Below are 12325 nucleotides of genomic sequence, written 5' to 3' on the forward strand. Positions count from 1 at the left end.
CTTAGGCAAAGAATTTACGCGCATATTCCAGCGCATCGGCCAGGGCATCCACCTCGGCACGGGTATTGTACATGCCGAACGATGCACGGCATGTGGAGGTCACGCCGAAGCGTTTCAAGAGCGGTTGGGCGCAATGCGTGCCTGCGCGCACGGCAACGCCCTGACGATCGATCACCATCGAAACGTCGTGAGAATGGATACCTGCGAGCTCGAAGGAGAAGATGCCGCCTTTACCGGGTGCCGTGCCGAAAACGCGCAGCGAATTGATCTCCCGCAGCCGTTCCGCTGCATAAGCCGCGAGATCGGCCTCGTGCCGCGCGATCGCCTCCCCGCCGACGCTCTCCATATAGTCGAGCGCGAAGCCGAGCCCGATCGCCTGGACGATGGGCGGGGTGCCGGCTTCGAAACGATGCGGCGGATCGTTGTAGGTCACGTTGTCCTCGGTGACGTCGAAGATCATCTCGCCGCCGCCCTGGAAGGGGCGCATCTCGCGCAACCTGTCCTTCTTGCCGTAAAGCACGCCGATCCCCGAAGGGCCGTAGAGCTTGTGACCGGTCATAACGTACCAGTCGCAATCGATGTCCTGCACGTCGACGGGCAGGTGCACGGCGCCTTGCGATCCGTCGATCAGCACCGGAATGCCGCGTTCATGGGCGATTCGGCAGACTTCCTTGACCGGGACGATCGTGCCGAGCGCATTCGACATATGGGTGATCGCGACGAGCTTGGTGCGCTCCGTCAGGCTCTTTTCGAAATCCTCGACATGGAAAGCGCCATCGTCATCCACCGGCACCCAGACCAGCTTGGCGCCCTGCCGCTCGCGGATAAAATGCCAGGGCACGATGTTGGAATGATGCTCCATGATGGACACAACAATCTCGTCGCCCTCACCGAGTTTGGGCATGCCCCAGCCATAGGCGACGGTATTGATCGCCTCGGTCGAGTTCTTGGTGAAGACGATATCGTCTACCGAGGGCGCATTCAGGAAGCGGCGCACTTTTTCGCGTGCAGCCTCATAGGCTTCGGTGGCCGCATTGGAGAGGAAGTGCAGGCCACGATGCACGTTGGCATATTCGCTGGAATAGGCGTGCGATATCGCATCTATCACGCTTTGCGGCTTCTGAGCTGATGCACCGTTGTCGAGATAGACCAGCGGTTTGCCATGAACGGTAGTCGACAGGATCGGAAAATCCCGGCGAATCGCTTCGACGTCATAGGCGGTGACTGGTACGATCTTGTCCACGAGCATTGCTCCAATCAGGCGTGATTTTCCAGCCAGGCCGAAATAACGCCTTCCAGCGCCTCGACCAGGGCTTCGTCTTCCAGCTCTTCTATAATTTCGGCCACGAAGGCATTGACCAGCATGGCGCGAGCCTTGTTCCGGGGAATGCCGCGGGCCATCATGTAGTAGAGATGGTTCTCGTCGATATCGGCAACCGTCGCGCCATGGCCGCACTGCACGTCGTCGGCGAAGATTTCCAGCTCCGGCTTGACGGAGAATTCGGCATCGTCGGACATCAGCAGCGTGTTGCAGGCCATGCGGGCATCGGTCTTCTGTGCATCCGGAGCGACACGGATCATGCCCTGGAAGATGCCGCGGGCGCGGTCGAACACCACGTTGCGAACGATCTCCGTCGAACCCGTATGCGGTACGTCATGGCCGAGCACCAGCGTCACATCGGTATGCGTGTCGCCACCGAGCAGGTTGACGCCGCGCAGCACGAGGTCGGAGCCCTCGCCCGTGACCTTCACATGCAGCTCCTGGCGCACCAGCTTGCCGCCGGCATTGATGACAAACAGCTTCAGCTTCGCATCCGCGCCGAGGTCGACGCGGATCTGGCCGAGATGCGTATCCTCGGTTCCCTGCTCCTGCAGGATGATCCAGGTCACTTCGGCACCCTTGCCGATCTTGATGTCGCTGACCGAGGAGACCAACGCAGCAGCACCGGGCACAGCCTGATGGCGCTCGATCACGGTCGCCTTGACATCTGCGCCGAAGGAGACCGGTAGCCGGCTGTGGATCTGGCCGCCAGCATGCACGAACTGGATCTCCAGCGGCGCGTCAAGCTCGGTCCCATCGGGAAACTCGATGACATAGCCATCGCGCACGAAGCTGCCGTTGATGCGGCCGATGGCGTCGTCCCTGCCGAGCGCGGTCAATCTTGCGGCGGCGGTACCATCCGCCAGGCTATCGGCATAGCGGCGAACGACCAGGCCATCGACCGAAGTCTTGTCATTCGCGCTGCCCTGTAGAACCGGCAGAACGGCCGAACCGGGAACGGTCGGCGACAGGGTCTCGACACTGCCGGCGCCGAGGTCTGTCGGAACCGAACGTAGCAGGTTCTTGAAATCGGTATAGTGCCAGGCTTCGAAGCGGCGCGTCGGCAAGCCTGCGGTCTTGAGATCGTCCAGCAGGCGGTCGCGGACGGCGAGCACGTCGCCATCGCCCGGCAGATCGCCCAACTGGTTGTTATAAGCCTCGATCAGCGCCGTCTCAGCGGCGGTCAGACGGCTCGTCGTCTGAATGTTCATCGACGTATCCTTTCCGCCCCGATCAGGCCGCAGCCCCGATGATATCGGCATAGCCGTTGGCTTCGAGTTCGTGCGCCAGCGTCTTGTCACCGGACTTGATCACCTGGCCCTTGTAGAGGACGTGCACGGTGTCCGGAACGATATAGTCGAGCAGACGCTGATAGTGGGTAATGACGATCACGGCGCGGTCGGGCGAACGCAGCGCGTTGACGCCATCGGCGACGATCTTCAGCGCATCGATATCGAGACCGGAGTCGGTTTCGTCGAGCACGCAGAGCTGCGGCTCCAGAAGCGCCATCTGCAGGATTTCGGCACGCTTCTTCTCACCGCCGGAGAAGCCGACGTTCAGCGGGCGCTTCAGCATCTCGGTGTTGATCTGCAGTTTGCCGGCAGCGTCCTTGACGCGGCGCATGAAGTCAGGCGTCGTCAGTTCGGCTTCGCCGCGCGCCTTGCGCTGCTCGTTCATCGCCACCTTCAAGAACTGCATGGTGGCAACGCCGGGGATTTCGACCGGATACTGGAAGGCAAGGAAGATACCCTTGGCGGCGCGCTCGGCGGCGTCGAGTTCCAGAATGCTCTCGCCGTTGTACAGGATATCGCCTTCCGTCACCTCGTAGTCGTCGCGGCCGGAAAGGATATAGGAGAGCGTCGACTTGCCGGAGCCGTTCGGCCCCATGATAGCAGCCACTTCGCCGGCCTTCACCGTCAGGTCCAGACCGCGAATGATCTCGGTGCCATCTTCGGCGATGCGGGCGTGCAGGTTCTTGATTTCAAGCATAGTAGAATCCTATCGAAGGAATGAAGGTGCGGCGCGCGTGGCGCGCCAAAGCTAATTCTGTTTCGTGGACGTCAGCCGACGCTGCCTTCGAGCGAGATGCCGATCAGCTTCTGCGCTTCGACAGCGAATTCCATCGGCAGCTCCTGCAGGACTTCCTTGACGAAGCCATTGACGATCAACGCGATCGCTGCTTCCTCGGGAATGCCGCGCTGCAGGCAGTAGAACAACTGATCTTCGGAGATCTTCGACGTCGTGGCCTCGTGCTCGAAATGCGCGGACGAGTTCTTCGCCTCGATATAGGGCACCGTATGCGCACCGCACTTGTCGCCGATCAGCAGCGAGTCGCACTGGGTGAAGTTACGGGCATTCGTCGCGCGGCGATGTGCCGAGACCTGGCCGCGATAGGTGTTCTGCGACACGCCGGCGGCAATACCCTTCGAGATGATGCGGCTCGACGTGTTCTTGCCGAGATGGATCATCTTGGTGCCGCTGTCGACCTGCTGATGGCCGTTGGAGACGGCGATCGAGTAGAACTCGCCGCGGCTGTCGTCGCCGCGCAGGATGCAGGACGGATATTTCCAGGTGATCGCCGAACCGGTCTCGACCTGGGTCCAGGAGATCTTCGAGCGGACGCCGCGGCAATCGCCACGCTTGGTGACGAAGTTATAGATGCCACCCTTGCCGTGCTTGTCGCCCGGATACCAGTTCTGAACGGTCGAATACTTGATTTCGGCGTCGTCGAGCGCAATCAGCTCGACTACGGCCGCATGCAATTGGTTTTCATCGCGCTGCGGCGCCGTGCAGCCTTCGAGATAGGAGACATAAGCTCCCTCTTCGGCGATGATCAGCGTGCGCTCGAACTGGCCGGTGTTCTTCTCGTTGATGCGGAAATAGGTGGAAAGTTCCATCGGGCACCGCACGCCTTTCGGCACAAAGACGAAGGAGCCATCGGTGAACACGGCCGAATTCAGCGTCGCATAGAAATTGTCGGTCGTCGGAACGACGGAGCCGAGATATTTGCGCACGAGATCGGGATGCTCGCGGATCGCCTCCGAGATCGACATGAAGATCACGCCGGCCTTCTTCAGCTCTTCCTTGAAGGTGGTGACCACCGAAACCGAATCGAACACCGCATCGACGGCGATCTTCGGCTTCTCGACGCCGGCAAGAATTTCCTGCTCGCGCAGCGGAATGCCGAGCTTTTCATAGGTCTTCAGCAGTTCCGGGTCGACTTCGTCGAGCGATTTCGGACCGGCGAACTTCTTCGGCGCGGCATAATAGTGAATGTCGTTGAAGTCGATCTTCGGATAGTCGACGCGCGCCCATGTCGGCTCTTCAAGCGTCAGCCAGCGGCGATAAGCCTCAAGGCGCCATTCCAGCATCCATTCCGGTTCCTGCTTCTTGGCAGAGATGAAGCGGATAATGTCCTCGGAAAGACCCTTGGGAGCCTTTTCCACCTCGATGGTGGTCTCGAAACCGTACTTATACTGGTCCACGTCGATCAGGCGGACCTGATCAACCGTTTCCTGGACTGCAGGCATGTCGTTCTCCAATCTCGCCGGATCCAAGGTCCGGCAGCTTGTCAACGTTGCGGCAGACTGAAATGTCTACCCTCTATGTAGTCGGCCAAAAGGGACTTTTCAGCCCGCTTGGCAAGCGGAAATTTGCGTTTCCGCAAAATTGTGGCCGTTAGGCCGCAGCTCCGGCGGGTTTACGCCGCCCGGCAATTCTGCCAAACGCAGCAATCGCGCGCTCGACATCCTCTTCGGTCGTCGCAAATCCAAGCGAAATACGCAGCGCCCCGAGCTTGGGGTCGCAACCCATCGCCATCAGCACATGGCTTTCGCCCACCTTGCCGGAGGAACAGGCGGAGCCCGCCGAAATCGCCACTCCTTCGAGATCGAAGGCGATCTGTCCGGTTTCGGACTTCAACCCCGGCAGGGTGAAGAAACTGGTATTTGGCACGCGGGGACCGCCTTCGCCATGTATAATGACATCCGACGCGGCAATCCGCATGCCCTCCTCCAGCCGATCGCGAAGTTTCGCGACGGCCGCGTTGCGGCTATCGAACTCAGCAATGGCAGCCACAGCGGCCGCACCGAAGCCGATGACGGCCAGCGCGTTCTCGGTGCCGGAACGATGCCCTTTTTCCTGTCCGCCACCATGAATCAGCGGCTTTGGCATCAGCACTTCGCCGCGGGAGACGAGCGCGCCGGCCCCCTTCGGTCCGCCGATCTTATGCGACGAGACGATGAGGAAATCGGCGCCGATCTCGTTGATATCGATCGGAATCCGGCCTGCCGCCTGCACGGCGTCGACGACGAAAATGCCGCCGAATGCCTGCACGATGCGAGCCGCTTCGTATACGGGCTGCAGAATACCGGTTTCGTTGTTGGCAAGCATGATCGCCACCATCGGCAGCCCGCTTGCCTTGTCATGCGCAGAAAGCATCGCTTCCAGCGCAAGCAGATCGACGACACCGTCCGAAGTCACCGGAATTTCGCTGATCTTTTCCTTTGGGAAACGACCGCCTTCGCGCAGCGCGGGATGCTCGATTGCCGATATATAGAGATGGCCGATCGCAAGCGGCGTGCGGCCCATGCGGAATTCCGGCGTCAGCACCATGTTGGCGGCTTCAGTCGCGCCGCTGGTAAAGACGACATGCGCTGGTTCGGCGCCCGTCAGACTTGCGACCTGCCGGCGCGCGGCTTCGATCGCCGCCCGGGTGGCACGGCCTTCGCCATGAACAGAATTGGGGTTTCCATAGAGGTCCAAGGCGTGCAACATAGCGTCGCGCGCCGCCGGATGAAGCGGTGCGGTGGCATTCCAGTCGAGATAAAGGCGCGTTGCCGCCATAATCTTCTTCCTGCCTGACGAAGCCTTGTTGTGCCCGGCTCATTTTCCTTGAAATTTCAGCCGGGCATGCCTTATGACACGTTCCACAAACCGTTGCACAAACAACGCGTGGAAGATCGTGCCAAGTTTCGAATTGTTCTAAACTGCGTTCTAGAAAAGATGAGCGCATTAGTCAAGTCAACTTGCTGCGTCCCACATGGTTTGAACGCAGAAAAAGAAGAGCCGGAGTATCGATGCCCGAAGTTATTTTCAACGGCCCCGCAGGCCGCCTTGAAGGCCGCTATCAGCCCTCCAAGGAAAAGAGCGCCCCGATAGCGATTATCCTGCACCCGCATCCGCAATTCGGCGGCACGATGAACAATCAGGTCGTCTACCAGCTCTTCTATATGTTCCAGAAGCGCGGTTTCACGACGCTTCGCTTCAATTTCCGCGGCATCGGCCGCAGCCAGGGCGAATTCGACCATGGTGCCGGCGAATTGTCGGATGCCGCATCGGCGCTCGACTGGGTGCAGAGCCTGCATCCGGATTCCAAGAGCTGCTGGGTCGCCGGCTATTCCTTCGGCGCCTGGATCGGCATGCAGCTTCTGATGCGCCGCCCGGAAATCGAAGGCTTCATGTCGATTGCGCCGCAGCCGAACATCTACGACTTCTCGTTCCTGGCGCCCTGCCCGTCCTCCGGCCTGATCATCAACGGTGATTCCGACAAGGTCGCCCCGGAAAAAGACGTCAACGGCCTCGTCGAAAAGCTGAAGACGCAAAAGGGCATCCTCATCACCCACAAGGTCGTCCCCGGCGCCAACCACTTCTTCAACGGCCAAGTCGATACGCTGCTCGGCGAATGCGAAGACTACCTCGACCGTCGTCTGAACGGCGAACTGGTGCCGGAACCGGCAGCCAAGAGGATCAGGTAATTTTATTCCCTTCTCCCCTCGGGGAGAAGGTGCTCGAAAGGCGAATGGGGGCTCGTCGCATCGCGGCGGCGAGCTGCTGAAAAGCAATATCACCTCCCAATGACGCCCCCTCAACCCGAGCTTCGCTCGGCCTTCTCCTCGTTGGGGCGAAGGTATGCGTTACCGCGACATCTTAAAACAAAGACCTGAAACGCCATCAATGATGATCGGCGAACGGTATTGCATGCCGATCTTGCGGAGAACCCGCTGCGACGCGGTGTTTTCCGGATGCGTGAAGGCGATGAACTGGCTGGCGAAACCGCGTTGGAAAAACCAGTCGGCAAGCGCGCCCGCAATTTCGGTCGCATAGCCGTTTCCCCAGGCGTCCTGGCGGATGGAATAGCCGAGCTCGAATTCGCCGCGGTCGCGCTCCTCCTGAAACCGGGAGAAGCCGGCCCGGCCGATGAAACGGCCGTCGTCGCGTCGGAGCATCTTGTATTTCGTCACGCCGTCGCCGGCCTGCTCGCCAAACCAGCTTTTCAGGCGATCCTCGGCCTTCTCCAAAGTCCAGGGAGCGGCGCCGGAAAGATAACGCGTCGTCTCGATGGTCGAATGCAGTTGCCGAATCATTTCGGCATCATTTTTGTCCCACATCGTTAGAATCAGGCGCGGGGTTTCGAGTATGATGGTGTCACTCATTTGCCTGCCTGCTTTCGTGATGGATCTGAAGCCCGCGATACGCCGCATAAGTGCTAAACGCACGGCAGGATTTCAACAAGCGCGATCAGGCGGCAATCCTGATGGAAAAGGCCCGCCGAAGCGGGCCTTCAGATCATCGCGAGATATTATTCAATCACTGGCATGCAGGCAGGCCCGGAGCACCGCACTTCTTCTTTTCCGGAGGTTTTTGCGGCGCGGGTGGCGGTTTCTTTGCCTGCGGCTGAGGCTGCGCCCTGGGTTGAGCCTGCGGCTTCGGAGCCGGTGCCTGCTGCTGGACGACCCTTGGCTGGGGTTGTGGCCGAGGTTGAGCCTGTGGTTTCGGAGCGGGTGCCTGCTGCTGCACGGCTACATGAGGCACAGGCTTTGGTTGGGCAGCGGGCGGATTGACATGTCGTGGCGGCGCCGCAGCGACATGTGGCTGGTTGCCGACCTGCGGCTGTCTATTAACGACCGCATTGGGTTTCGGGGGAACCTTGGCGACAACGGGCGGCGTCGCTGGATTCACCGGCTGGCCATGAGCATTGGGTTTCGGGGCTGCGGCAACAGAATTCTGCTTCACGCTTGGAGCCGCCTGAGGTGCCGGTGTCTTTGCAACCTGATTTTGACCCTTCACAGCAGGCGTGTTGCCAGCAGGTGGTAGCGGCTGCTTTGCCTGAGGCGCTCCCTGATTGTTCGGCACCTTGCCGGCAGGCGGTAGGGGCTGGCCACTGGCACCGGGAAGTGTGTGAGCGGCAGCGTTTCCAGTCTGTGGCTGAACCGAAGGTGCCACCGCCGGAGCGGTTGCGGGCGCCGCTTTGACGGCTGGAGCCGGAGTCTGCTTCTGCAGAACCGCGGCCTTCTTTTGCACCGAAGGCGGCAAGGCAACGTGCATCGCCGCCGCGCCCGCTCCGGCGATGACGGCTGCGGCGCCGAGCTTCTGTCCTGTCGTCAGCCCCGGTGCGGTAGGTGCAGCCCCGTTTTCGTTCACGGTCGTATTGTTTACGACGGTGTTGTGGATGTTGTTGAAGTAGATGTTGTTTTGGGGCGGCGCGACATCGCGTGGCGGCTCGACCCATTCTTGAACCGGAACAAAGACCGGGTCCGGCAATACGTAGAGATCGACCGAAGACCGCGGCGGCTCAAGCACGACGAAATCCGGTGGCGGCGGCGCCAGGAAGACGACGGGCGGCGGCGGAGCGTAACCGAAGTCGGCATCATCGAAATAAAGGACGCGCCGGTCGACATAGACGATTTCAGGCGGCGGCGGTGGCGGCACGTCATATTCGATCACGGTGAACGACGACGGCGGTTCAAGTGCTGCCTCGAAATGTTCCAGGCGGCGCCGGGCATCCCAGACATGAGGACCTCGCGGATAGCGTCTTAGGTAGGACCAATAGGCCTCTGGCGTGTCCGCAACCCAGGTCTCGCGCCAAGTGATTGCTTCGCGACGGGCGGCCATGATGGCGCGCACCCGCCTCGCCATGGGGTCGTTCGGATAGGCGGCCAGGAAATCCTCATAGCCCCGCATCGTGTCGCGATCGAGCGCGGCGAAATAGGCATCCCGTTCGTCGAAATCGCGGATCGCCTTCGTTCGGATCGCAGCATTATCGTAGCTGGAAACCTGAGCGGCTGGCGCATTGGGGCCGCGATCGAAGAAGGTGAAGGCGTTGTTGAATTTGGAGGCATTCCACGAGATCTGCGCGCCCTTGGTCAAATCGCTAACCCGCAGTCGTGTCCGGTCGAACACATCGCCGAGCGACAGGCCGCCGACGCGGATCATCTCCGCCAGCGCATGCGCATAGGAACCATAGGGGCCTGCCTCCTGCGGCGCGACCGTACCGGGTGCCGCATTGAAGGCGATCAACTGATTGGCGTCGGGATCGACAAGCGCCAGGCCACCGGCGAGCGGCTGATTGGACTGCACGAATGGATTGGCCCTCGCCGCATCGAGCACGACGATGCTGCCGCGATTGTTGAGAGCGGCCAGCGATTTGGTGAAATCGCTCGTCCGCACGGCCTGGAGTGGAACATCCGTGGCATTGGCTATTTGAGCGTCCACAGGCACGAAATAATTATCGCCCTGATACTGCACTCCGTAGCCCGCCAGATAGACGAAAACGATGGTATCGGGACCTGACGCATTCGCTTTCGTCAGAAAGTCCCTCATCGCGTCGCGTAACCCGTTCTGGTCGAGGTCGCGCGCGCCGATCACATCGAAGCCGGCGGCCTGCAGCGTTTGCGCAATCAGGCCGGCATCATTCGCCGGCGTCGGCAAGGCGCCTGCCTGGTAGGCGGCATTGCCCACCACAAGCGCTATTCTCTTTTCGGGGGAACCTTGGGCTGCGGCTGCGCTTGCAACAGCGATACCAGCCAAAACCAACATCATGGCAAAGAATGCCCGGATCGTCTTTCTGAGTGACGATCCCATCATCGAAAGCATTGGTGACATACTCGTTTCTTCCACGAAACACGCGACGCACACCCCAGTCAGCATAGAACATTAGGATTGGATTTGGGCGAATGCGCGGCATGTCCCCGGCGGCTTCGGGGCGATGTTGCGATCTATTCACGTTCGGACACGCCCATTTACAGACCTACCCCCGCCGAAACTTTCTATCCGTTCCACCAAAATGATGACGCGTCGGCAAATCGATGCTAAACGCGCCCGGCGACATTCAACAACAGCGACTTCGCCGCCTAGTACACCTGCGGCGCCCCGAGAGACCAAGATCATGGCTGAGTTCAAATCCGATTTCCTGCGCACCCTGCAAGAGCGCGGCTTCATCCACCAGATTTCCGATGAAGCCGGCCTCGACTCTCTGTTCGCCAAGGAAACCGTGACGGCCTATATCGGCTTCGACCCGACGGCGCCGAGCCTGCATGCGGGCTCGCTGATCCAGATCATGATGCTGCATTGGCTGCAGGCGACCGGTCACCGCGCCGTCTCGCTCATGGGCGGCGGCACCGGCATGGTGGGCGACCCCTCTTTCAAGGAGGAATCGCGTCAGTTGATGACGGTCGATACGATCGAAAGCAACATCGCCTCGATCAAGCGCGTCTTCTCCAACTACCTGACATATGGCGAAGGCCCCAAAGACGCATTGATGATCAACAATGCGGAGTGGCTGCGCTCGCTCAACTACCTCGAATTCCTGCGTGACGTCGGCCGGCACTTCTCCGTCAACCGCATGCTGTCTTTCGAGAGCGTCAAAATGCGCCTGGATCGCGAACAGTCGCTGTCCTTCCTCGAATTCAACTACATGATCCTGCAGGCCTACGATTTCGTGGAGCTCGCCAAACGTTACGATTGCCGCCTGCAGATGGGCGGTTCGGATCAGTGGGGCAATATCGTCAACGGCATCGATCTCGGCCACCGCATGGGTACGCCGCAGCTCTACGCACTGACTTCGCCGCTGCTCACCACCTCCTCCGGCGCCAAGATGGGCAAGTCGGCCTCGGGTGCGGTCTGGCTGAACGCCGACCTGCTCTCGGCCTACGACTTCTGGCAATACTGGCGCAACACCGAGGATGCGGACGTATCTCGTTTCCTGAAGCTCTACACCACGCTGCCGATGGACGAGATCGCGCGCCTCTCCGCGCTCGCCGGCTCGGAGATCAATGAGGTCAAGAAGATCCTCGCGACGGAAGTCACGGCGATCCTGCATGGCCGCGAAGCAGCCGAACTTGCGGCCGAAACCGCACGCAAGACCTTTGAGGAAGGCGGCCTTTCCGAAAACCTGCCATCCGTCGACGTTCCCGCGTCCGAACTTGACGCAGGCATCGGGCTGCTTTCGCTGATCGTCCGCGCAGGTCTCGCCGGCTCGAACGGCGAAGCCCGCCGTCACGTCCAGGGCGGCGCCGTGCGTATCAACGATCAGGCGATCAGCGACGAACGCAAGGTGATCGGCAGCGGCGAAATCACCGCAGATGGCGTCATCAAGCTTTCGCTCGGCAAGAAGAAGCACATTCTGATCCGTCCGGCGGCTTAAGAGGCTGCCCAACACTGAAACGCAAGAAGCCGGCGCATTTCGCCGGCTTCTTCGTTTTCAACGACTGAGCGCTCGATCTAGGCAATAGCCGAACAAGCCGCATTGACGAAATATCGGCGCCGGAAGCAATTTTGTGCTCCATCATGTCGGACCGATGCATTTCCGTACGTCCTATGCAGAGATCAATTCTGGAGGTGAGTTATGGACGAGCTGCCGGTGATCAAAACGAGGCGTAAAGGCAGAAGCCTCACGCAGAGCATGCTGATTCCAAGCGAGGAAATGGTCGCTGGGGCGCTTCGGGCGGCCCCACGAGGCGAGTTGTCAGATATTGCGGAGATAAGACGGGCGCTTGCCAAGGAACACGGGGCGGATGCCTGCTGCCCTATCACCGTTCAGAGACACCTCGTACAAATCAGTCAAAGCGGCGCCGCTCCCTTTTGGCGCGTTGTAGATCCCGATCGCCCCTTCGCTCGACGCATGATCGGTGGGCCGGAACGCATACGCGAGCGGTTGGCGGGTGAAAAATGACCCATGTCCTCCAATGCCTGCCGATATGAGATGACAGTGGTGGAAATTGAAAT

General features: G+C 60.3%; 10 protein-coding genes. 3 read left to right on the forward strand and 7 right to left on the reverse strand.

The genetic code is table 11. The annotated features are described in order from the left end of the window. Position 1: 1 nt before the first annotated feature. The 5 genes from GGD50_RS29435 to GGD50_RS29455 form a co-directional block, all read right to left on the reverse strand. Complete coding sequence (locus GGD50_RS29435) at positions 2-1243, reverse strand: cysteine desulfurase (protein ID WP_107108520.1); 1242 nt, start codon at positions 1241-1243, stop codon at positions 2-4. 14 nt (positions 1244-1257) lie between these two features. After that, positions 1258-2532, reverse strand: a complete 1275-nt coding sequence (gene sufD, locus GGD50_RS29440; protein ID WP_107108167.1) for a Fe-S cluster assembly protein SufD — start codon at positions 2530-2532, stop codon at positions 1258-1260. 22 nt (positions 2533-2554) lie between these two features. Further along, a complete protein-coding gene (gene sufC / locus GGD50_RS29445) occupies positions 2555-3310 on the reverse strand; it encodes a Fe-S cluster assembly ATPase SufC (RefSeq protein ID WP_028753102.1) in 756 nt (251 codons plus the stop codon). 71 nt (positions 3311-3381) lie between these two features. Next, entirely contained in the window at positions 3382-4851 is a 1470-nt protein-coding gene (sufB, locus tag GGD50_RS29450; protein ID WP_107108168.1) for a Fe-S cluster assembly protein SufB, read from the reverse strand. Positions 4852-4999: 148 nt separating this feature from the next. Beyond that, the gene (locus tag GGD50_RS29455) at positions 5000-6166 is read right to left on the reverse strand and encodes a cysteine desulfurase family protein (RefSeq protein WP_107108169.1); all 1167 of its coding nucleotides are present in this window, start codon (positions 6164-6166) and stop codon (positions 5000-5002) included. 233 nt (positions 6167-6399) lie between these two features. Between GGD50_RS29455 and GGD50_RS29460 the strand changes: the two genes are divergently transcribed. Next, on the forward strand, positions 6400-7077 hold the full coding sequence (locus GGD50_RS29460) for an alpha/beta hydrolase (protein WP_107108170.1): 678 nt from the start codon (positions 6400-6402) through the stop codon (positions 7075-7077). Between the two features lie 159 nt (positions 7078-7236). On the opposite strand, the gene GGD50_RS29465 is transcribed toward GGD50_RS29460, so the two are convergent. Both GGD50_RS29465 and GGD50_RS29470 read right to left on the reverse strand, forming a co-directional pair. Beyond that, complete coding sequence (locus tag GGD50_RS29465; RefSeq protein ID WP_107108521.1) at positions 7237-7755, reverse strand: GNAT family N-acetyltransferase; 519 nt, start codon at positions 7753-7755, stop codon at positions 7237-7239. Between the two features lie 154 nt (positions 7756-7909). Beyond that, complete coding sequence (locus GGD50_RS29470; RefSeq protein WP_107108171.1) at positions 7910-10204, reverse strand: caspase family protein; 2295 nt, start codon at positions 10202-10204, stop codon at positions 7910-7912. A 283-nt stretch (positions 10205-10487) separates the two neighbouring features. Between GGD50_RS29470 and tyrS the strand changes: the two genes are divergently transcribed. Both tyrS and GGD50_RS33025 read left to right on the forward strand, forming a co-directional pair. Continuing rightward, positions 10488-11744, forward strand: coding sequence for a tyrosine--tRNA ligase (gene tyrS, locus GGD50_RS29475; protein WP_107108172.1), 1257 nt, complete (start codon positions 10488-10490; stop codon positions 11742-11744). A 201-nt stretch (positions 11745-11945) separates the two neighbouring features. Beyond that, positions 11946-12272, forward strand: coding sequence for a hypothetical protein (locus tag GGD50_RS33025; RefSeq protein WP_107108173.1), 327 nt, complete (start codon positions 11946-11948; stop codon positions 12270-12272). Positions 12273-12325: the final 53 nt, after the last annotated feature.

Origin of the sequence: Martinezella paranaensis, assembly GCF_014200235.1 — a bacterium.
Taxonomy (GTDB): Bacteria; Pseudomonadota; Alphaproteobacteria; order Rhizobiales; family Rhizobiaceae; genus Rhizobium; species Rhizobium paranaense.